The sequence below is a fragment of the Planococcus sp. TJ-307 genome (genome assembly GCF_058268435.1).
This window is the reverse complement of record NZ_JBZDOJ010000001.1, coordinates 157,084-178,002: the sequence shown is the minus strand read 5'-3', so window position 1 is coordinate 178,002 and position 20,919 is coordinate 157,084. Positions and strand designations below refer to the sequence as shown.

General features: G+C 43.4%; 26 protein-coding genes. 6 read left to right on the top strand and 20 right to left on the bottom strand.

Features of this window, described 5'->3' with window-relative positions; all coding sequences use genetic code 11:
- Positions 1–84: 84 nt before the first annotated feature.
- The 9 genes from AC4EHK_RS00830 to AC4EHK_RS00790 form a co-directional block, all read right to left on the bottom strand.
- Complete coding sequence (locus AC4EHK_RS00830) at positions 85–861, bottom strand: PAS domain S-box protein (protein ID WP_490976905.1); 777 nt, start codon at positions 859–861, stop codon at positions 85–87.
- 134 nt (positions 862–995) lie between these two features.
- Positions 996–1,181: a DUF3934 family protein gene (locus AC4EHK_RS00825; RefSeq protein ID WP_308787423.1), complete on the bottom strand. Its 186-nt coding sequence runs from the start codon at positions 1,179–1,181 to the stop codon at positions 996–998.
- 157 nt (positions 1,182–1,338) lie between these two features.
- Complete coding sequence (locus AC4EHK_RS00820) at positions 1,339–1,815, bottom strand: glutathione peroxidase (protein WP_490976904.1); 477 nt, start codon at positions 1,813–1,815, stop codon at positions 1,339–1,341.
- A gap of 39 nt (positions 1,816–1,854) precedes the next feature.
- A complete protein-coding gene (locus AC4EHK_RS00815) occupies positions 1,855–2,292 on the bottom strand; it encodes a MarR family winged helix-turn-helix transcriptional regulator (protein ID WP_490976903.1) in 438 nt (145 codons plus the stop codon).
- Positions 2,293–2,315: 23 nt separating this feature from the next.
- Positions 2,316–2,735, bottom strand: coding sequence for an organic hydroperoxide resistance protein (locus AC4EHK_RS00810; protein WP_490976902.1), 420 nt, complete (start codon positions 2,733–2,735; stop codon positions 2,316–2,318).
- A 155-nt stretch (positions 2,736–2,890) separates the two neighbouring features.
- The gene (locus AC4EHK_RS00805; RefSeq protein WP_490976901.1) at positions 2,891–3,448 is read right to left on the bottom strand and encodes a methyltransferase family protein; all 558 of its coding nucleotides are present in this window, start codon (positions 3,446–3,448) and stop codon (positions 2,891–2,893) included.
- Positions 3,449–3,820: 372 nt separating this feature from the next.
- Positions 3,821–5,473 (bottom strand): b(o/a)3-type cytochrome-c oxidase subunit 1, encoded by a 1,653-nt coding sequence (locus tag AC4EHK_RS00800; protein WP_490976900.1) that lies wholly within the window; start codon positions 5,471–5,473, stop codon positions 3,821–3,823.
- Positions 5,470–5,943, bottom strand: coding sequence for a cytochrome c oxidase subunit II (locus AC4EHK_RS00795; protein WP_490976899.1), 474 nt, complete (start codon positions 5,941–5,943; stop codon positions 5,470–5,472). Before AC4EHK_RS00795 ends, AC4EHK_RS00800 begins: the two co-directional genes overlap by 4 nt.
- Positions 5,944–6,244: 301 nt before the next feature.
- Positions 6,245–6,907 carry a Crp/Fnr family transcriptional regulator gene (locus AC4EHK_RS00790; RefSeq protein ID WP_490977903.1) on the bottom strand — a complete coding sequence of 221 codons (663 nt, stop codon included), beginning with the start codon at positions 6,905–6,907 and terminating at the stop codon, positions 6,245–6,247.
- Between the two features lie 225 nt (positions 6,908–7,132).
- Between AC4EHK_RS00790 and AC4EHK_RS00785 the strand changes: the two genes are divergently transcribed.
- The 4 genes from AC4EHK_RS00785 to AC4EHK_RS00770 all read left to right on the top strand — a co-directional run bounded on the left by AC4EHK_RS00785 (position 7,133) and on the right by AC4EHK_RS00770 (position 10,622).
- A complete protein-coding gene (locus AC4EHK_RS00785; protein ID WP_490976898.1) occupies positions 7,133–7,597 on the top strand; it encodes a universal stress protein in 465 nt (154 codons plus the stop codon).
- Between the two features lie 180 nt (positions 7,598–7,777).
- On the top strand, positions 7,778–7,927 hold the full coding sequence (locus AC4EHK_RS00780) for a hypothetical protein (RefSeq protein WP_490976897.1): 150 nt from the start codon (positions 7,778–7,780) through the stop codon (positions 7,925–7,927).
- A gap of 269 nt (positions 7,928–8,196) precedes the next feature.
- Positions 8,197–9,567, top strand: a complete 1,371-nt coding sequence (locus AC4EHK_RS00775) for a murein hydrolase activator EnvC family protein (protein ID WP_490976896.1) — start codon at positions 8,197–8,199, stop codon at positions 9,565–9,567.
- A gap of 230 nt (positions 9,568–9,797) precedes the next feature.
- Positions 9,798–10,622, top strand: coding sequence for an SDR family oxidoreductase (locus AC4EHK_RS00770; RefSeq protein ID WP_490976895.1), 825 nt, complete (start codon positions 9,798–9,800; stop codon positions 10,620–10,622).
- A 140-nt stretch (positions 10,623–10,762) separates the two neighbouring features.
- On the opposite strand, the gene AC4EHK_RS00765 is transcribed toward AC4EHK_RS00770, so the two are convergent.
- On the bottom strand, positions 10,763–11,803 hold the full coding sequence (locus AC4EHK_RS00765; protein ID WP_490976894.1) for an NAD(P)-dependent alcohol dehydrogenase: 1,041 nt from the start codon (positions 11,801–11,803) through the stop codon (positions 10,763–10,765).
- 263 nt (positions 11,804–12,066) lie between these two features.
- On the opposite strand from AC4EHK_RS00765, the gene AC4EHK_RS00760 reads away from it, so the two are divergent.
- Positions 12,067–12,477: a MerR family transcriptional regulator gene (locus AC4EHK_RS00760; RefSeq protein WP_490976893.1), complete on the top strand. Its 411-nt coding sequence runs from the start codon at positions 12,067–12,069 to the stop codon at positions 12,475–12,477.
- A gap of 160 nt (positions 12,478–12,637) precedes the next feature.
- Here AC4EHK_RS00760 and AC4EHK_RS00755 read toward each other — a convergent pair whose 3' ends face one another.
- The 8 genes from AC4EHK_RS00755 to AC4EHK_RS00720 all read right to left on the bottom strand — a co-directional run bounded on the left by AC4EHK_RS00755 (position 12,638) and on the right by AC4EHK_RS00720 (position 18,772).
- A complete protein-coding gene (locus AC4EHK_RS00755; protein ID WP_490976892.1) occupies positions 12,638–13,348 on the bottom strand; it encodes an ABC transporter permease in 711 nt (236 codons plus the stop codon).
- A complete protein-coding gene (locus AC4EHK_RS00750; protein ID WP_490976891.1) occupies positions 13,345–14,190 on the bottom strand; it encodes an ABC transporter ATP-binding protein in 846 nt (281 codons plus the stop codon). The genes AC4EHK_RS00755 and AC4EHK_RS00750 overlap by 4 nt, the downstream gene beginning before the upstream one ends.
- A gap of 137 nt (positions 14,191–14,327) precedes the next feature.
- On the bottom strand, positions 14,328–15,263 hold the full coding sequence (locus AC4EHK_RS00745) for a LytTR family DNA-binding domain-containing protein (RefSeq protein ID WP_490976890.1): 936 nt from the start codon (positions 15,261–15,263) through the stop codon (positions 14,328–14,330).
- Positions 15,264–15,641: 378 nt separating this feature from the next.
- Positions 15,642–15,833 carry a DUF6440 family protein gene (locus AC4EHK_RS00740; RefSeq protein ID WP_490976889.1) on the bottom strand — a complete coding sequence of 64 codons (192 nt, stop codon included), beginning with the start codon at positions 15,831–15,833 and terminating at the stop codon, positions 15,642–15,644.
- 224 nt (positions 15,834–16,057) lie between these two features.
- The gene (panB, locus tag AC4EHK_RS00735; protein WP_490976888.1) at positions 16,058–16,894 is read right to left on the bottom strand and encodes a 3-methyl-2-oxobutanoate hydroxymethyltransferase; all 837 of its coding nucleotides are present in this window, start codon (positions 16,892–16,894) and stop codon (positions 16,058–16,060) included.
- Positions 16,895–17,108: 214 nt separating this feature from the next.
- Positions 17,109–17,456, bottom strand: coding sequence for a DUF6176 family protein (locus AC4EHK_RS00730; protein WP_490977902.1), 348 nt, complete (start codon positions 17,454–17,456; stop codon positions 17,109–17,111).
- Positions 17,457–17,467: 11 nt separating this feature from the next.
- The gene (locus AC4EHK_RS00725) at positions 17,468–17,944 is read right to left on the bottom strand and encodes a GNAT family N-acetyltransferase (RefSeq protein ID WP_490976887.1); all 477 of its coding nucleotides are present in this window, start codon (positions 17,942–17,944) and stop codon (positions 17,468–17,470) included.
- Positions 17,945–18,076: 132 nt separating this feature from the next.
- Positions 18,077–18,772 carry a Type 1 glutamine amidotransferase-like domain-containing protein gene (locus AC4EHK_RS00720; RefSeq protein ID WP_490976886.1) on the bottom strand — a complete coding sequence of 232 codons (696 nt, stop codon included), beginning with the start codon at positions 18,770–18,772 and terminating at the stop codon, positions 18,077–18,079.
- 106 nt (positions 18,773–18,878) lie between these two features.
- Here AC4EHK_RS00720 and AC4EHK_RS00715 point away from each other — a divergent pair, with 106 nt between their 5' ends.
- The gene (locus AC4EHK_RS00715; protein ID WP_490976885.1) at positions 18,879–19,640 is read left to right on the top strand and encodes a nucleotidyltransferase domain-containing protein; all 762 of its coding nucleotides are present in this window, start codon (positions 18,879–18,881) and stop codon (positions 19,638–19,640) included.
- A 47-nt stretch (positions 19,641–19,687) separates the two neighbouring features.
- On the opposite strand, the gene AC4EHK_RS00710 is transcribed toward AC4EHK_RS00715, so the two are convergent.
- The gene (locus AC4EHK_RS00710) at positions 19,688–20,383 is read right to left on the bottom strand and encodes a Na-translocating system protein MpsC family protein (protein WP_490976884.1); all 696 of its coding nucleotides are present in this window, start codon (positions 20,381–20,383) and stop codon (positions 19,688–19,690) included.
- A gap of 164 nt (positions 20,384–20,547) precedes the next feature.
- Entirely contained in the window at positions 20,548–20,916 is a 369-nt protein-coding gene (locus AC4EHK_RS00705; protein ID WP_490976883.1) for a DUF4181 domain-containing protein, read from the bottom strand.
- Between the last annotated feature and the right edge of the window lie 3 nt (positions 20,917–20,919).

The following is a 20,919-nucleotide window of genomic DNA, read 5'->3' as shown; positions in this document are numbered from 1 at the left end:
AATGAACACTAAATATTGTATTTCTAAACTATAAATCACTTTCGTCAATTTGACAAGCGGTTTTCAAAACTGAACAGGAATTTATTAATTTGCGGTTAAGTGTTTTTTCAGTGCTTGCTTGACTGTACCCATTGTCGTCAATTTGCTGAAATCTACACGAGCTTCCACAGCTTTCATTGCCAGTTCCGGACGAATTCCGGTAAAAATCAACCCAATGCCCAATAAGCGCATGATCTGGTCTATTTTATAGAGAAACTCTGCTACTACATTGTCGATATTGTAAATGCCCGAAACATCAACAATAAGGTAGTTCAGTTCATGCCCTTGAATTTTCTGCGGAATGAGGTCGAGCAGTCGGGTGCTTCGGTCGCCATCGACTGAACCGACAAGCGGCATAACAGCCAGGCCATCGATAATCGGAACAATCGGCGTCGAAACTTCATTTTTCAATTGCAGCAATTCGCGCTCGGTTTTTTTCTGAACGGTAACGTCCCGTATAATCGATTGGATAGCCGTCGTGTCACCATATTCAACCGGGTAGCAGTACAATTCAACTTCTGCTATTGTCCCGTCAAAGCGTTTAACGGTCGTATCCATCAGTTCTCCGATGGTTCGGTCCTCCATGCCTTTGCGGATTCGCTCAGCAATCATTTCTTTATAATCTTCCGTAAAAACGTCTACTACACTCGCCCCGACAAGTTCAGCTTGGCTGGCTTTTAAAAACTCAGCGCCTGATTGATTTATGTATAAGACCTTTTGCTTAGAATGAATGATGGTTGTTTCATTCGAATATTCAGCGATGCGCTGATACAATTCTTCTTTTTCCGGAATGTTCAATAACGGATCTGATACACTCTTCATTCTCTTTCACTCCTTCCGTCTTCAAAACGGGCTCTTCTTCCATTTTACACTTTTGTGGAAAAACTTTCAGGATCTACCCATCTCTTAAAATCGAATAAAAAAAAGTTGCCCCTTTGGACAACCAAATTCTCTATTTATTCATCGACCCATTCAGATTCAGAAGCTCGCTCTTTTTCTGTTTTAGGTTCGTCGGCTTTTTTATTGTTTTTGCTGGTATAAGGCTTAAAACTTTTGGCTTTGTTGGCGCCTGCTTTCCAGCGAGTCCAACCTTTTTTGCCGGTTCCCTGACCTGTACCGCTTTTTGCTTTTGCTTTGCTCATTTTAATCACTCCATTACTGCTACGCTGATGTACAGCTTATCACATCAGGGGCTGGAGTGATACAGAAATGTTCTGCCGGCATGCCGGAAATCCCCATTCATATCATTGCCAATCGAGCCTTTCACAGCTCTTTCCGAATAAAATAGGCAGGCAGTTCTTACTCAGCCAAGACTTTTTGAATATCCTTTTCAAACGATTCAGGTTTATCCTTTGGAGAAAATCGCGAAACAATATTGCCATTTTGATCGATCAGAAACTTCGTGAAGTTCCATTTGATGCCGCTTGATAAAAATCCTTTTGTGTTGTCAGTCAAATAGTTGAAAAGCGGGTGTGCGTCTTTGCCATTGACCTTAATCAAGTCATGCATTGGGAACGTCACACCATAAGTGGTCCGGCAAGCTTCCTCCGCTTCTTCCCCGGTGGCTTTTTCCTGGCCAAATTGGTTGGATGGGAAGCCCAAAACAACTAACCCTTGGTCTTTATAGTCTTCGTACATTTTTTCCAGACTGTCAAATTGATCCCGCAAGCCGCATTTAGTTGCCGTGTTGACAATCAGCATCGCTTTTCCCTTATACTCGCTCAACTGATAATCTTCTCCGTTTGGCTTGGTTACAGCAATATCATAAATATTCATCCGGCATCACTCCTTATTTTTGCTCAAAAATCGGCGCTGTTACAGATTCATGGTCTTAAAAGATGCATTCAGTTCTTTCAGGTTTTTCATCAATTCAATCGCATTGACGCCCATAAAATCGCAGCTGATCAATTTTTCTAAAACAGCTTTCTCAACTTCTACTTGTTCGCCATGAGCTTTTTCAGTCAGTGAAATGACAAACGCCCGCTTATCCTTTTCGGATTGCTGCTTGGTCAGCCGGCCTTGTTCGATCATACGGTTGATGATGGGGTTCAAGGTCCCTGTGCCAAGGCCGAGCCGTTCACCGATGTTTTTCATTAGCAGCCTGTCTTCCTCCCATAGAACCAGAAGGACGAGGTACTGCGAAAATGTCAGGTTGAACGGTTCGAGCGCTTTTGCATACATTTTTGAAAAATTGCTGGAAGCTTTGTAGACTTCAAAGCATAATTGCTGTTCAAGTTTTGTCGGTTTTTCCATTTGCATCTCACCTATACTACAGATTATAGAACGCTGATTTCCACATCCACTGACCCTTTGATCGCTTTTGAATACGGGCAATATTGATGTGCTTTTTCTACGTATTCGTGTTTTAGCTCTTCCTCAATGCCAGTAATGTCGACAACAAGTTTCACCGCTAGCTTCACCCCGCCATTATCTTTATCGCCGATCAATGCAACAGTTGCTGTGACTTCACTTTTCTCTATTTCCACTTTACCAGCTTCCAGCACCAATTCCAATGCGCTGTTAAAGCACGCGCTGTAGCCTGCTGCAAAAAGCTGTTCAGGATTCGTAGCTGTTGTGGCCGAACCGCCAAGAGCCTGTGGTTTGGCGACATCCAAATAGAAAATATTATCTGGCGAATAAACGGCACCGTCTCTTCCGCCTGTATTAATCATTGTTGTTTCAAATAGTGTTTTCATTTTATATTCCTCCATCCATTTATATCTTACACGATCTATATTAATTTATATCGTGTGCGATGTAAATAATATTGCTCACAAAAAAGCTTTTATTAGCCGCACTGGCAAATAAAAGCTTTTGGTCGCGCCATGCTTATTCTTTTAACTAGTTCCTATTAATAGATGAATGGGATCAACCGGGCCCGTTCTTTCATCCATTGCTGGTAATCCGGTCCAAACTTCTCAATCAGCAGCCGCTCCTCGTAATTGATGCGCTGCAGCAAAGCCCATACCATCGCAAGGCTGCCGAGAACCGCGGCAATGGGACTGGTGAAAAACAACGCCATTCCAAGCGTAATGAACAGCAAACCTGTATAAAGGGGGTGGCGCAGCTTCCGGTAAGGGCCGGTGCTGACAATTTCATCCCCTTCTCGAACTGTGACGTAACGTGTGAATTGGGACTTCAAATGCAAAATTCCCCAGAATCGCAGAAAAACACCTGATGCTAGCAAAGCCACTCCCACTAGCTGACTAATCATTGCAATGCTTCCAAATGGCGCCAGTTCCTGCAAAAATGCCGCGGCAAGGATCGTACCGATCAATGCAGCTAAAATCGAAAAAAATGTACGCTTTTCTAACGGATCGCCTTGCCCAATGCCGCGATTGCGGAAAATCAGGAATTCGCTGACCCAAAACAAGCTGATCGCTGTAAAAATTATTTCGATTATCGTCATCGCGTAAGCCCCAACTTCCTGTTCTTTTACTTTCAATATTATCGGACATTCTGAAGGAATACAATTTCCATCCCTTGCCATCGTCTTCGAAGGCATGAGTTTTTGGAGGAATTTTGGCTGGACGACTTTAAATTTCGTTGAACGACCGTAAACTCTACAGTTTGGGGGTCTGAAGACAGTTAAGAGCGCATTGCCAAGTCGGCAATGCGCTCTGTCATAAGGTTTTATTTCAATTTCCTCAATCGCTCTGATAAATCAGCGCTTATAGCTCCTGCTCAATCTTCCGCAGAAGAGATTTCGACCAGCATCGCTGTAAATGCGATAAAGACAACCGTCAATGAAATGACCATCGTGAACATTATTCCTCAACTCCTACCAAGTTTTGAATCCTTCCGAGCCTGGGGGTGCATGTTGAATCATGTGGCTTAAAGGTATTGCATAAGCAATCAGAATAAGCAGAACGGCAAGGCCAATCCAAATCCACCAATTTTCCAACCATTTCGGTGTGCGGGACATGTCGCTTTCCGCCATCGGAAAATCTACGAAATCTTTCTCTTCAACCGCTTTAGGCGACAGGAACATTGTCATGACAACGATATAAATGAGAATCATGGCCGAAACGAAGAGGATGCTTCCGCCAACGGCCATCGTTACATGATTGGTCAGGATGCCATCAAACCATTCCATTGCGGAAGGGTGATTGTTGTAGCCGGAATAAGCGGTTCTTCGCGGCGCTCCGAGAAGGCCTAATACATGCTGTGCTGTGGACATTAACAGCATCCCGATCGACCAAGTAATGATTTGAACGAGTCCAAGCACTTTCATAGACTTCGTAAACTTTCTCCCGGTCAAATAAGGAATCAACCAAAACGTCAGTCCCATAAACGTCATGGCCACCGGTGTTCCCACCGTGATATGAAAATGTCCGACGATCCATAAAGTATTGTGGACGACTTCGTTCAACTGGAAACTGGCATTGATGATACCGCCCGCTCCGCCTGGAATAAAAAACGCCATCGCAATGAAAATGGATGTAAAACGGATGTCTTTCCAAGGCAGCGTTGTAAACCAGCCGAAAAGTCCTTTCCCACCGTTTTTGCGCCCGGCAATTTCAAAGGTCGCGAACATCGAAAACGCCGTCATCAAAGAAGGAACAATGACCATAAACGTCAAGACCACTTGAAGGAACTTCCAGAAGTTTGAAATTCCGGGTTCCGTCAGCTGGTGATGGAAGCCAACTGGAATGGAAAACAGGATAAAAAGAACAAAAGACAAACGTGCCAACGAATCACTGAACACTTTCACGCCAAGGATTTTCGGCACAATCACGTACCACGCCATATACGCTGGCAGCAGCCAAAAATACACTAAAGGATGTCCGAAAAACCAGAACAAGGTACGGCTGAGCTCTACATCAATGGTATCGGTCCAACCGAATGCCCATGGAATGTATTGGAACACGACTGTCGCCACTACGCCCAGACAGGCAATAATCCACATGATGATGGTCGTGATGGTCATAAACGCGAACAACGGACTTAATTGCCCTTTGTTGTTTTTTCGCCATACACGGTAATGCCCAACCAATGCAAAACTGCTAATCCATGTTCCAATGATCACCAATGCAAGTCCTACGTAATAAAAGCCACTTGCTTTTAGTGGTGCATAAAAGGTGTACAGGACCGAAGCTTCTCCTGCAATGATCATAACGGTCGCCATCACAGTGCCAAGCAAGGTTACCCAAAAGCCAATCCAGGAAAATAAACGAACTTTCGGCCCAAAGCTTCCTAAGCTTTTGCTCATGCCGGTAATAAAAAAGCCAAAAATGAAAAATGTCGTAAAGATAAGTGCAAGCAGCACGCCATGTGCCGTTAAAATTTGATAATAATCCAGCCAAGCCGGCAGCTGCAGGGCGTCATTGCGGATAAAAACTTGAAGCAGTCCACATAAGGTACCGATTAAAAAGGCAGCATAAGCGACGCCAATATTCCATAAAGCGATTTTCCGATCTTGCACAGCAATCATTCTTCGTACACCTCGATCTCTGTATACATCATGTGATGCCCCGTTCCGCAGTATTCATTGCAAAGAATTAAATACGTCCCGGGTTTTTCAAATGTATAAGATTTTGTCGTAATACGGCCTGGAACAACCATCATATTGACTTTTGTATTGTCGATCGTGAAACTGTGGACCACATCGGTGCTGGTCACTTTAAAAACAATTTCTTTCCCAACTGGCACTTTTAATTCCGGAGCCGTGTAGCCAAAAGCCATGGCGACAATGGCGACTTGATAGGTGCCGTCGTCCAATTGCGTGACGCCTGGATTGTCGAAGGGGGCAGTTTCGTTCACTTTCTTGGGATCGATGGTATCCATCCCTCCCGCAGGAGTATGGTCTTGAGAAAATGCGCTTACCCCGACCACGCTTAAAAAAACAATCAGTGAAGCAATGCCAAATACCAGCCAGATTTTTTCATATTTATGAAGATGCATTCCAATCCATTCCTTTCTCTCTGCCTTAACGCGCTACATACAGTAAATAAACAGCAACCCACATTACGACAATGACCAGCCCTACTATAAACACACTGACTAACGTACCTTTTAGATTAGGTTCCGGCTCCCGGTTTTCCTGACTCATTCTTTCTCACCTCTTATGCGAATCATTCTTACCTTCAGCCTATGCTATCCAATCATTTTCCACTGTGACATTTCTCACACTCCGATTGTATTTTTGACAAATTGACAAATTTCAGACAAAAAAAAGAGCCTGCCTCATCGGCAAACTCTTCGCTTAATCAATTTTACATAAATAGATCGGACAGTTTTCACAATTTGTTTCTATCTTTAAATGATCAATATCGTGCAGTAGTATTTTTCCTTCATTCACAGTCAATAAGCCACGCTTTTTCAAATCATTCAGCATCCGATTGACCACTTCTCTCGTCATTCCGCAAAAGTTTGCGAGATCCTGATTTGTCAGCACCATATCAATCAAAATTCCCTTTTCAGTTTGGACCCCGTAGCTGTTGGAAAGCCGGATCAAGGTTGAATACAAGGCCCCTTTTTTCCCATGCAGCAACAAATCCCTGAATTTCGTCTGCGTTTTCTGCTGATCGATGCCCATCCATTTCATAAAAGCCACCGACAAGCGGCCGTTTGACACCAGCGACTCTTCTAAATCCTTAATCGAAATATGGACAAAGATCGTATCTTCGATGGCGCGTGCATCCAGCATGTACTTAGGCGCTTCGGAAAAAATGGTTACTTCCCCAACCAACTGGCCGGGACCACAAATCTTTAACGTCAGCTCCCTGCCGTTTGGCGTTACTTTTTCGATCCGAATCTTTCCCGAACGAATGATGAAGACACCGCCAATAGCATCACCTTCGCGGAATAAATAATGATCTTTTTTTAATTCCTTGACTTGATGGCGTATGGTGAGCAATTCTTCCATTACTGTTAATGCTTCTGCACTTCCTATATCAGCCTTCAAATCGGTCCCACCCTTCCCTGTGCTTTCCGAACTATTTCTTTCTTCTATTTTACCACGAAAGCTCTGCAATAATATGTAAATTTCACCATACTGACACCAGTTTCCAAAAGATTGTGTAAATATTAGAAGGAACTCCATAGCTCGGCAGCGAATTTCCTTACTATAACGACTGAGGAGGAATGCTGGATGACTTTAAAATACTCAAATATTTTAGTAGCAGTAGACGGCTCCAAAGAATCTGAATTGGCATTTAAAAAAGCAGCTGCTGCTGCTGCTCGCAACCACGCCACCTTGCACTTGGCACACATAATTGATAATCGGTCCTTTGGTTCCATTGAAGCCTATGATCGTACCATTGCTGACCGCACAAAAAAGACATCCACAGAGCTGTTGACCAAGTATAAAGAAGAAGCCTTGGCAGCCGGCGTAGAAAATGTAAATATCATCATTGAATATGGTGTTCCCAAAATTGCCATTCCAAAAGAATTGGCTCCTAAACTAAATGTTGACGTTATCGTGTGCGGGGCGACTGGATTGAATGCTGCTGAACGATTTATTATGGGCAGTGTTTCCGAGCGAATTGTTCGCACTGCTAAATGCGATGTACTGGTTGTCCGAAGAGAACAAGCCGACGTATTAGCAGACGACTAATTGAAAAAGCCCATTCTCATAAATATTGGGAATGGGCTCTTCAAGCTGTCGGGAAACTTCTAACAAGTCCGTGGGTTTCCGAAGCTTACCGTTCGCTTTCCGCGGGCTCGCGTCCAAGCCACTTAGTAAAGACTCACTTTTTGAATGCAGCGGAAGGCGGCGACTCCAACGGGAACAGTGATGGAGCAAAGCGACAGAGCGACGCGAGCTGGAGCCACTGGACTGAGCAGAGCGAGGAAAGCGGCAGAAGCCGTGCCCGTGGAACGCGTCCGACTGAAGCGAAATGAATTTGTGATGCCTTTTCAACAAGCTGAAGAGTTCATCCCATAAATATTGGGAATGGGCTTTTTTTTTCGATCTTTTTTTGTCAGATACTGGTACAGTTTTCTTCCACGACTTATACAGTTATCTGACTCTTTGTCATGTTCGCAGTCAAATTGATAAGAAACTGTAATAATAAATAGGTTTATACGGTGGTACAATAATTCTGCTGGATTTTTCCTATTGCGATAAAACCACTAGGAAAAATCGTTACTTATTGATCTAACTTTTCAAGACAACCTATAGATAGCCACGGAAAATGAAAGGGGCAAAAGAGTTTGAAACCATTATCAAAATTTCTAATGATTGCTTTATCAGCTGTACTGGCTTTAACAATGTTTTTGCCTAGCGCAAACGCTGACAAATTAAGCGATTTAGAGAAACAAAAACAAGAAGTTCAACAAAAGCAAAACGAATTAAACTCCGGGATTCAGCAAAAAACAAGCGAAATCTCTCAAAACCAAACCACACTCGAAAAAATCATCGCAAAAATCCGCGAGTTGGATAACCAAATCATCGAAACCCAAACTAAAATTGACGTTGCTCAAGCCGAAATCGACCAAACAAAAGTTGAAATCGATGAGTTGAAAAAGTCTATTGAAGAATTGGAAAGAAAAATCGCAGAACGCGAAGAACTGTTGAAAGAACGAGCACGTGCGATTCAGTTAAGCGGAGGCTCAGTTGACTACATAGATGTACTTCTTGGAGCAAACAGCTTCGTTGATTTCATTGACCGCTTTTCAGCAGTCAACATCTTAATCGAAGCAGACCGTGAAATTATGCGTGAGCAAGCAGCTGACAAAAAGCTTTTAGCTGAACAAAAAGCTGAAGTTGAAACGAAACTGGCTGAACAAGAAGCCAAAAAAGCAGAATTAGTCGATTTGAAAAATTCACTTGATGCACAAAAAAATGAACAAGCTCAACTCGAAAGTGACTTAAAAGCTGAACAATCGCGTTTAGCGAAAGAAAAATCAACACTTGAATCAGAACATAACAAAACAATGAACATCAGTGCAGACCTTGAGAAAAAAATTGGCGAAGAGCAAGCACGTCTGGCAGAAATCGCACGTAAAGCAGAAGAAGCACGTCTAGCCAGAGAAGCAGCAGCACGTAAGGCAGAAGCTGAGCGTCAAGCGGCAGCCTCTGCAGCAGCAGCGGCCGCTTCAAAAGCTTCACAAGCTTCAGCACCAGCTGCTCCTGTCACACAAGTTACACAAGCTTCAGTAGCTTCCAATGTCGGCAGTTCAACATTCATCTTGCCTTCAACGGGACGGTTCACTTCTGGTTTTGGCGGCCGTGACATTGGTGACGGAGCAGAATCGCATCTTGGAATGGACATTGCAAACTCACCTGGAACACCAATTGTCGCTGCAGCCAGCGGGATGGTTTCACACGCAGGCAGCATGGGCGGATACGGAAATGTGGTCATCCTTACACATTCCATTAACGGCCAAACACATGCGACTGTTTACGCACACATGAATTCGATCAACGTATCAGTTGGCCAATCTGTATCACAAGGTCAACAAGTCGGCGGAATGGGCAACACAGGCCGTTCAACTGGCACGCATCTTCACTTTGAAATTCACGTAGGGCCTTGGAACGGTGCACGTTCAAACGCCGTTAACCCTTCTCCATACGTACGATAATAGCAAAAACCGGTTTCTCTTAGGAGAAGCCGGTTTTTTTCGCTTTGGCGAGGTTTGACTGCTATCAGCTAAAAAATGCTGCAAAACAAAAAAAGAAAATGGATAAAGCGATTACATTTTAAAAAGCGGTTTACCAGAACCTGTAAGTGGTAGTTAGAAAAGGACGCACAAATAAAAAGTTCAACCATATTCCAAAGTGGATAATCACTACTATTAGAGGAGGAAAACAAATGGGTAGACTACAAGACAAAATTACTGTTATTACAGGTGGAGCAACTGGAATCGGGAAAGCTACTGCTGAACTATTTGCAGCAGAAGGCGCAATGGTACTGGTTGCGGATATTAAGCAGAAAGAGCTAAACGCAACAATCGACCAAATAAAGAAAAACGGTGGAAATGCAAAAGGCTTTCAAGTAAATGTTGGGAAAGAAGAGGAAGTCCAAGCATTCGCCAACCAAATAAAAGAAGAATACGGAGCGATCTACGCTTTATTTAACAATGCCGGAATCGATCAAGAAGGCGGAAAAGTACACGAATACCCCGTTGACTTGTTTGATGAAATTATCGAAACCGATTTGCGCGGTACGTTTCTCATGAGCAAGTATTTTGTCCCCCTCATGCTGGAGAACGGCGGCGCCATCGTCAACAACGCTTCCATGTCTGGAAGTTTTGCTGACTTAAACCGCTCGGGTTACAATGCGGCAAAAGGCGGCATCATCAATTTCACCAAATCTCTTGCAATTGAGTACGGAAGATCTGGAATCCGCGCCAACTCGGTTTCTCCGGGTACTATTGAAACACCGCTGATCGACCATTTAGCCGGATCAAAAGAAGAAGAAAGCGGCAAACAGTTCAGAGAAACAAACAAGTGGCTGGCACCTCTAGGACGCCTTGGAGCTCCTAAAGAAATTGCGACTACTGTCTTGTTTCTGGTTTCTACCGACAGCTCCTACCTGACAGGACAAGATATCGTAGTAGATGGCGGCATTACCGCTTATACATGGCCGGGCAAGATGGTCATGGACGACAGCTGGAAAGAAACAACCGAAGATTAATAGAAGCAGCTGAGTCCGAACAGGACATGCAGAATACAACACAAAAAGGGAAAGAAGATGTGCTAAGATTAGCATCTTCTTTCCCTTTTTAATTTTTGTAATTTCTCTTAAGCATACTGTTCAAATCCAATAGGTCCTGCTTAGATTGTACTGACGTCAATAACAAATCGGTATTTCACATCTGAAGCTAATACGCGATCGTAAGCTTCGTCAATTTGATCCGCTGAAATGACTTCGATGCTCGGAACAATGTTGTGTTCTGAACAGAAGTCCAACATTTCCTGAGTTTCACGAATTCCTCCGATCATTGAACCCGCAAACGAACGGCGGTGGCCAATGAGAGAAAATACATTTACGGATAACGGCTCTGCAGGCGCACCCACATTTACGAGAGATCCATTCAATGACAGCAATGAGAAGTACGAGTCCATGTCGAGCTTGGCGCTGACCGTATTAATGATCAAATCAAAAGTGCCGGCAAGTTTTTCGAACGTTTCAGAATCGCTGGTCGCATAGTGGTCTTTTGCACCGAATTTCAAGCTGTCGTCTTTCTTGTTCAAGGTTTGTGACAAGACGGTAACTTCAGCGCCCATAGCATGTGCAATTTTAACAGCCATGTGCCCAAGACCGCCCATGCCCACAACTGCTACTTTTTTGCCTGGACCCGCATTCCAATGGTTCAGCGGTGAAAATGTCGTAATACCCGCACAAAGCAATGGCGCCGCGGCATCCAGTCCGATATTATCTGGAATTCGAACCACAAAGCCTTCTGTTACGACGATGTGAGTGGAATAACCGCCTTGAGTTGGTTCGCCGTATTTGTCGATGCCGGCATAGGTCGGAACATTCCCTTTCAGGCAATACTGTTCTTCGCCTTTTTCACAATTCTCGCACTCGCCGCAGGAATCAACCATACAGCCTACGCCTACACGATCTCCAACTTTGTATTTTGTAACCTCTGATCCAACTTCTGTAACAATTCCTGCAATTTCATGGCCAGGCACTAGAGGATAATTTACAGGTCCCCATTCACCGTGTGCAGTGTGAATGTCTGAATGGCAGATCCCTGAATATTTGATTTCAATCAGGACGTCTTGCGTATCCAGGTCGCGTCGCTTAATTTCCGTTTTTTCGAAAGGTGTATCCGGACCGTTGACCGCTCGTGATTTAACTGTAATCATTAAAAAACCTCCTGTATATTTTTAGAGAATCTGCACGCATTGACTATTAGCAAAAACATTCCTTACTTACCTGCTAGTGTCCTATACAATACCTATTCTCCTTCCTATCTAATTTTAAGGGCTATAGTTAACTCTAGGTCAAGTCGGAAGTCCAGATACCTACTTTTTATATAAGCACGCTTTGACATTCAACAAATCAAATGATAAAGTTTTTAAATCCTAGAGTTGACTCGAGGTATAGCTTATAAAAAAGGAGATACATTATGAAGACTTTTTCCATCAGTGAAGTTGCAAAAGAATTGGATTTGACTGTATATACTTTGCGCTATTACGATAAAGAAGGACTTATGCCCTTTGTAGAACGGACACCAAGCGGAACACGCTTGTTTAAAGAAACTGATATCAGCGCATTAAAAATCGTGGAATGCTTGAAAGCAAGCAGCATGCCCATTAAAGAAATTAAAAACTTCATCGATTGGTGTTCTGATGGGGATTCCACTTTGCAGCAACGATATGACATGTTCATGGAACGAAAAGCCACGGTAGAAGCGCAAATGGAAGAACTAAAAAAAACGATGGAAATTATTGAACACAAATGTTCTTATTACAAAGTCGCCTTAGAAGCTGGTACGGAAGATGTTCATAAGACTAACAAAATCGGAAGTTTTGACTGATGCAGAGCTAAATCCCCTCTTTTTCCGCTTATATCTATCTTATTAAGCAACAATGGAAAGTAAAAAAGGAAGGCTTTTTCTTGCAGAATTAAGTCGCCACAACTAATTCGAAGAAATAGGCCTTCCTTTTAAGAATTCGAAATAAAAGAAGAGCTGTTTTTTATGAATCCATTAAACGTTTTTTATACAAGACAAACGAGATAACGGTCAAGACGATTGTCCATATCGAAATAATGACAAGCGGCATAAGAATATCGTTGTTGGTTCCTCCGGTTTCCAATGTGATAAGCAGGTCGCTCAATTGGCTGCTCGGCAAATAGCGCAGCACTTGCAAAAACGGAAAATCGTCTTCGAATGCCAAAGCAAATGGCCCGGCCGTGAAAATGATCAAGACTGGAAATACCGACAGGGATGCTTCAAGCAAGGTTTTCGAATACAACCCGCAAATGGTTCCGATTGCTGTGTAAAGCAAGATGGAAATGCCCAGCGCCGCTGCCAATACGAGCATATTCGTGGACTCAAAACCGAACAGGTACGTCGAAAACGCCAGAATCACTGCGGAAATGATAAAGACGAGTGCGCTTTTCCCAATCAGGACATCGAGCATCGATGCTGGAGTCATCATCAGTGAACGCAGCGTATTGCGCTCTTTTTCCTCGGCTATCAAGCAGGCTTGAATATAGCTGGTCAGCATGGCCAGCGAAAAGTTCATAATGAATGCATACATGAAAGCTTGTTCGCCGCTATCTGTCCGGTAAAGCAGAGCAAAGATGATTGGAAACAGCAACATAACCGAAATTGCATAGTTTCTGGAAAACTCTTTATAATCTTTGATGAAAATGGCTTGGATGCGTTTTAATGATACGTTCATACCAATTCACTCCCCGTCAGTTTAATAAAAATGTCGCCCAAACTTAGCTCATTTGTGTACATGCGGTCAATTTGCCCCAAGCTCATCCAACTCGCCACCGCAGCAGCAGAATCTTCGTTCATCTTCAAACGCTCGGTCTTGCCCGACGTCAATTCCACCGTCAACGTGCCATCCCGGTGTGCTTTTTTCAGTTCATCGGGCGAACCAATTGCGCGGATTTCCCCTTTGTGTAAAATGGCTACGCGTTCACACAGTGATTCTGCTTCAGTCATGTCATGTGTGGTCAGAAAAATCGTTGTGCCCCGTTCGTTCAAGTAGCGCAAGCCTTTATGGATGTGCGCTGTATTTACCGGATCGAGCGCGGAAGTTGGCTCATCCAAAAACAGCAATTCCGGCTCATGGATAATCGCACATGCCAATGTGACGCGCTGGCGCATGCCTTTTGACAGCACGCTGACTCTCTTTTTGCGGTCTGCATTCAAATTGACAAAGTCGAGCACTTTATCAATGGCACTTTTTGGCAAATCATACAGACGGCGGAATACATCAAGGTTTTCTTCAATTGTTAAACGCTCGTACAAACCGCTGTTGTCAGTTAAAATCCCGAAGCGTCTTTTCTGCTCCGTTTTCTGCATCGTCTTGGCAGGCATGTCCATCACCGATGCCTGGCCGCTCGTCATTTCCAATTGTGCAGTCAAAATTTTAAGCAAAGTGGTTTTTCCCGAACCACTTGGCCCAAGAAAACCGAAAATTTCACCTTTGGGAACATCAAATGAGACATCTTTTAATGCTGGGTTGCTGGCAAATGACTTTTGGATATTTTGTACGGATATTGCATTCATATGGCGCCACTCCTTTTCTTTGATGGTTTAATCTTATAAAGAAAAAAGGGTCTGCGCTTTCACATTCCGCTGATCTGTACCATTTTCCAACCGAATTGTACCTATTAAGCATCTATAGACGATTATTTCCCGGGAAATTAAATGTTCAACAGTTCTTTTAATTCGACTAATTTGCTGCGCGACAATGGTACGACCGAATCTTTTCCAGTAGTTAAACGCAGGCTATAGCTATTTTTTGTCCAAGTAATCAATTCTCGGACTTTTTGCAGATTGACGATGTACGAACGGTGACAGCGGAAAAAGCCGTAGTGCTGCAGCCGCTGCTCGAGTTCTGCCAATGTCATCGGACAAGTATAGGTCTCCCCTGCGACATGGACTATAGCTGAGCTGTTGATGCTCTCAATATAATCGATTTCGGGCGGGTTGAACAAAATGACTTTGTCGTTCTTCTTGGTCGGGATTTTCTGAACCTTGAAATTCGCTTCCTCTATCTCGCTTTGGATTTGTTCATCTTCTTCCACATCTGCGATATCCAATAAGTGCAACCCAGCATCATCCAAACGATACACTTCGTCGCAGCTGATAAGCGCATCTTCCAGATTGGAAGTCAAAACGATAATTTCTTTTTCTGCCGACAGCTCTTCCAGCAAGCGCGCAAACATTAGCTGATCTTGTTCTTCCAGTTGAAAATAAGGCTCTTCGAGGACGATTGTTTTTTGCTGTGCGTAGTAAATCCGCAACAGGGATAAGTAGATTTTTTTTGATGAGGGTAAATGGGCAATCTTTGTTTTTTGCAGCTCGGTCAACTGAAACAAGCTGAGCATTGCCTCAACCGGTTTTTCATGGCCGCTGACCGATTTTAAAAAACGCAGCAGTTCTTGTACCGTGAGGCGCGAGTATTCCCCCTGCTCCGCAAGGGACAAATAAGTATCCTCCCGCTCTACCAATTGGGAGAGAAGGATTTTTTTGCGCCGGACATTTGTTTGAATGCCGATGATCTTATGTTTTTGCAGCTTGAGTTCAACAGAAGGGATTATTTTTTGGCCATTTACCATCACTGCTTGAATATTCATACGTGCCTCCTATACTCAAAAAGATAAGAATCCTGGCATTAATTGTAACCCTTAACAGTCAGAAAGAAACAGCTTGATTTGCTTGAACCAGTAATTTTTGTACCATTTCAGATAAAGTAGGTTTTTTACACCACTCAGCGCAATCCATTACTCTTTTGCTGATGTATCTTTATTTTGGACCGCCCACTGTTAGGAAGGCTTCGTTTAAATGAGTACAATTGAAGATCAAAGGTTGCCAGACATATGCCTGGCAACCTTTGATCTTTCGCAAATAGCTTCAAAACCAAAAAACACCCAGAAAATAGGATTCTTAAGTTATATAAGCGTTCCTTTTGATAGAATTTTTTTCAAACTGCTGTAACATGCATAAATTCAGGGTTATTCTTCCACAACAACTTGTCCATTTTTATCCACTAAAGGGGTAATTCCACTGCCTGCACCTACCCATGTTTGAATATAATTCACTCCAGTATAACGGTCGACTAAAACTATTATTCTGCCTAAGCTAGGTACATTCTCTGACGACTTTATATAAAATCGTTGATTTTCCACTTCTTTATTACCAAACATGCTTCTACCCCCTTAAATTTTTGATTAGTATACATACGAATAAACTATTCTCAAGTTTCATCTTTCTTAAAGCATGCCGGTGCGTCTCCAAGCATTAAAATGCATGTTGTCCGTTGTCCACCCTGTTTCCTTGCCGGATTAAGATTTATCGAAAGAGCCGCTGCTTTCCGCCCAATGGCTCGAAAAAACACGGCACCTTTTGAGATGCCGTGTTTCCTTTCTCTTTATTCATTTCCTCCGTAAAGCTGCTGAAGTTCTTCTTCTTTCATCGTAAACCGATGTTCTTCCGCTGGAAAAGCCCCTGTTTTCACTTCATTTACATATTGAATCAAACCATCCTTCATAACGTCTCCTGCTTCGGCGTAGGACCGGACAAACTTCGGCAAGTGATGCGATCCGTACTTTAAGGTATCGTGATAGACCAAAACCTGTCCATCTGTTTCACTGCCTGCACCGATGCCAATCACCGGAATGTTTAGAGCCGCTGTCACTTTTTGCGCCAACTGATACGGGATGCATTCCAGTACAAGCATGCAGGCCCCTGCTGCTTCACAGGCGCGCGCGTCGTCGATCAGTTTTTGTGCAGCATGCGCTGTTTTGCCTTGGACTTTGTAACCGCCGAGAACACCTGCTGATTGCGGAAGCAGCCCTAAGTGAGCAACAACCGGGATTCCGGTGCGCGTCAGCATTTTTATGACATCTACTACTTCGTCAGCACCTTCGACTTTCACTGCCTCGGCTCCCGTTTCCTGTACAATCCGCACTGCATTGTCGAGTGTCCGTTCTGCGCTTCCATGAAACGAAGCAAATGGCATATCCACTACCAAAAAGGTACCTGGGGCTCCGCGTCGGGCTGCTTTGCCGTGATGGATCATGTCATCGACCGTCACTTTTACGGTAGAATCGTATCCCAAAACGACCATTCCGAGCGAATCGCCTACTAGAATCACATCCACACCGGCCTGCTCCGCAAGCTTCGCTGATGGGTAATCATAAGCAGTCAACATGGCAATTTTTTCGTTTTCTTTTTTCATTTTGATAAGGGATGCTGTATTCTTCATTTTTTTCTCTCCTTTTGGGAGGAAAACCGAAATAAAGCCCATCGGTTCCAAATTTGGACAGACGGGCGGTAAGTTTATTAATGGTTTCTCCGTCCCTGTCGATGTAAGATCAAGGCAGAACTATTTAGTTGTAGAATTTTTTACACAGGTGCAGTTCAATAATGATACCGCCCTTAATGCCACTATAGCAGAAGCCAGGATATTGGAACATCGTTTAGAATCTCATTGCCTCTTTAACTCTTTCTTGAATCATAACAACCTTCACATCCATATCCACTGAATTGTAGCTTGAGTCAATGCATTCATTCCAGTATTCCATATGCCCTTTATCCACTTCATGGCTGGAGCTTTCTAGTTCGGCTCCACCTTCTCCCTGTACCGAATACCAGTACAGATATGTTATGCCGCCGACCTCTTCTTTAAAAATTGTTTCGACAAACATTTTTTCATCGTTGAGCGTCAGTAAAACTTTCTCCATGTGCTCATTTAGAAAATCCATCCATTGTTCTACCGCTTCATTTTTTCCCTCTTTCACTTTGAATCTCGAAAGTTCTGCAGTCAGCTTCATTTACTCTACATCCTTTGCTGTTTTATAAAATACCCCAAAGTGGCTCTGTCATTCAATTGCTTAAGGACGCCTGTTGCCCGGTAGCCTAATTTTTCGTAAAACCGGCAATTCCTTTCTTCCTCCAAAATGGTCGCAAGTTCCCATGTATCAGCTTCTGAATAGAGCTGTTCTGCCTGCATCATTGCTTCCGCAGCTGCACCACGCCCTTGAAAACGCGGATCGACAAATAACGGACTGACCCAAAACCGGTTGCCTTCGTCTTGCTTAATGCGTATCGCACCCACCATTATTTCTTGCGCCATAATTTTGTAATAGAACGAGCCTGGACTTTCTATTCTGCCGCGTACTCGCTCCACTGTTTCATTTGCCGGATTGGTAGTGCTGTCCTGGTATTTCTCCAACAACGGCAAAAAGGCAGATTTTTGCATAGCCAAAATAGCGGCTGCATCAGAAACTGCAGCTTTTTCCAATTTAATTTTCATCCTAGCACCTCATTTTTCCGAAAACATTCTGTCCATCGTGCATATAAACCAAGGCAAATATACTTGAATGCTTCGCTCTTATTGAAAAGCTTTTATCATCATTGAAAAAACAGCCAGCATCGTCATCCTACTCTATCTCTCAAGTTCCCCTAAATACTCCGTTGCCAACTCTTCTTCTCCACCACTAGTCACACAATACGCTTTAGCAGTCGGCCTTGAACTGACGATGCGTTTGATGTCCTCTTCGATATAATGAACAGCCACGCCGTCGTCTGCTGCAATGCCTGCCTGCAATGTACCCAAGTCCACAAACTGACGATACGTCGGTCTTCTTTCTGCCTCTCCGTCGTAGTGCGGACAATGGCTGCCCTTTAGGAATCCAAGCGCTTGGAGCGGTTCGAGTTTATCACCATATGAGTCCGTAACGCCTTCCTCGTACCAGCAAATTGAGCCAGCGCTAAGTCCTGCAAGGATAATTCCCTGCTCCCATGCTTTTCTCAGAATGCCATCCAATCCCCATTCTTTCCATAGCACCAACAGGTTTTTAGTATTGCCGCCGCCCACGTAAATAATATCCTGCTCCAGCACGAATCGTTCCAAATCCCGCGTCGGCGGTTTGAATAAGGACAAATGGCTCGGTACACATTCCTGCTGGTTAAAAAAGCTGTAGAACCTTTCAATATAACTATCGGCATCTCCGCTTGCTGTGGGAATAAAGCAGATTTTTGGCAGCGATTTGTTTGCCTGTGCTAGTATGTATTGGTCCAATAACGGATTGTCGGGTTCCATTGAAAATCCGCCACCGCCCATTGCAATGATTTGGCGCATATTTTTCACTCTCCATAATTTCGTATTTCTATTTATTCTTCAAATTGGAAGGTTTATCCTTCTATGCTATAGTAATAAAAACAAATTTAGCCATCGGAGGATTGTTATGCTTGTACAAGAAGTTGCCGTAGAAAAAATTACAGCCAGTTTAATTCAGAGCCCCCATGTCCGTGCTATTTTTTTGAAAGGCTCGATGGGCAGAAATGAACATGACGAACATTCCGATATCGATCTGTATTGCCTGGTTGAAAAAGAACAGGAAGAATTGTTTCTCGCGGAGCGCATCACGCATCTTCAGACTTACCGGCCGGTGCTGTTTCAGGACGATATCTTCATCATTGCCCCGCAGCTTATCGCGGTCTTTGATAACTTGCTCCATATAGACCTGTTTACAGTAACTGTGGAATCCTTCACGCCAAAAGATTTTTTCAAGGTTGTTTACGATCCAGAAAACTTGCTGGCACAATTTGAAGCTTCCCAAAGCCTGATACTCAGCAAAGAAGAATATAAAGACCATGTTATTGATGTGGCTTGGTTTTTATTCCAGTATCGTAAAGCGAGTGCCAGAGGAAACGATGTCTGGGCAGTGAAGATGCTGTCGCATGTTCTGGAGCATTTGGCACGGATCTTGCTGTACCGGTATGCACCGGAACGGGCGCAATTGGGCCTGAAAACCATAAGCCGTTCGCTTCCAGAGCCCGTCTTCTCAGAAATTGAGAGCATCTCTGGCTTTATGACGCCGGCAGCTCATCCACAAGCCGCTTCGCAAATCCGCCAATTGTTAACTAGAGAAGCCCATTGGATAGAGGAACATGTTGCCGATCGCGAGCAAACGATGCCATTGATGCAAAAAATGATGCAAACATAAGAAAGACAAGCAAAAATCGCCTAATTTTGGCGCTTCTTGCTTGTCTTTTACCTTTTGGGTTCGAGTATCAATACCATATACTCGATGTCTTTTTGAAAGTTCCAGTCGGAAAATACCTCAACAATGTTTCTTGTTAAAATCTGTTTCAGCAAAGATTGAGCAATAAACTTTGATTCCAATGGCCGCTTTGCAAGTTTGAGCGCACCTGTAAAATTGCTTGCGATCATCGCCCTCTCAATTTCTACTAAAACTCCCGTTCTCCGTATCAACACAGTCTCTTCAGCCACCCAAAAAACAGCTGTTGTCTCAGGTTCTTTTTTAGCCATCTTGCTGATCTTAGCCACTTCCTGGTAAAAAGCGTTTTTATCTACACCTTCTGGCCATTCACTAATTTGCTCATTGGCTTCTTCAGTTAAGACCAGAATCAGCAAGCCGGTTCTATTTTCTACATTCCAGTCTGCGTAAACTTCTTTGATATCTAAGTCAGTCGTTTTTAACAAATCGAGCTTTATTTCGTCCTTCAGTTCGTGCATCAGCAAGTCTCTTATTTCCTGGATCCGGGACAATTCATTCTGATCCATTAGCACCTTTTCAGTTGAAGCAAGAAATTCATGTAAATGAATGGTGACGAACGGTTTATGAACTTCCGCAATGACAGAAGCTGGCCCTTTTCCAAAATGAGTGCACAAGAGGTTTGAGATATACCCCTCCACTTGCGCTTCTATGGTTTCTTCCTTGTTCATGGCTGCTTCTCCTTTAAGTGATGCAAAGTTTATTGCTGATGCTATTCCCCTAAATAGAAACACGTAATCCTCCAAGAATTTAATCGTGCTAATATTACCAGGAGATAAACAGGTCTGCAGGCAAAACACCCATAAACTTTTGTTTAGCAAAAGAAATTACACCCTTATTGCAACACAAAGAAGCTCAATAGAAGGACTGCAGCAACAGCAGCTTCCGTCAGCTGAGTGATCCAAATATTTTCATTTTTGGCATGTTTCCATTCCATAAAAGCACGGCTGATGGAATTAATAAAGAAATAAAAAAAGAGATAATAGACCCAATTGATCGTTCCCATCAACTGATTTCCAAAAGCCACAGCCCCAACAAGAAAACCAATCATCAAGAATGCTTCCATTAACGCATGGTTCCGGTTTAAAGGCCAGTACAATAGTTCTTTGCGCTTTGAAATTTCCCAGCGCTTTCTGACGTACTGTCCCACAACAAGGTTTGCACCAATGTAAAACAAACAAAGCAAGAGCGCCTTAGCTATCAAGCT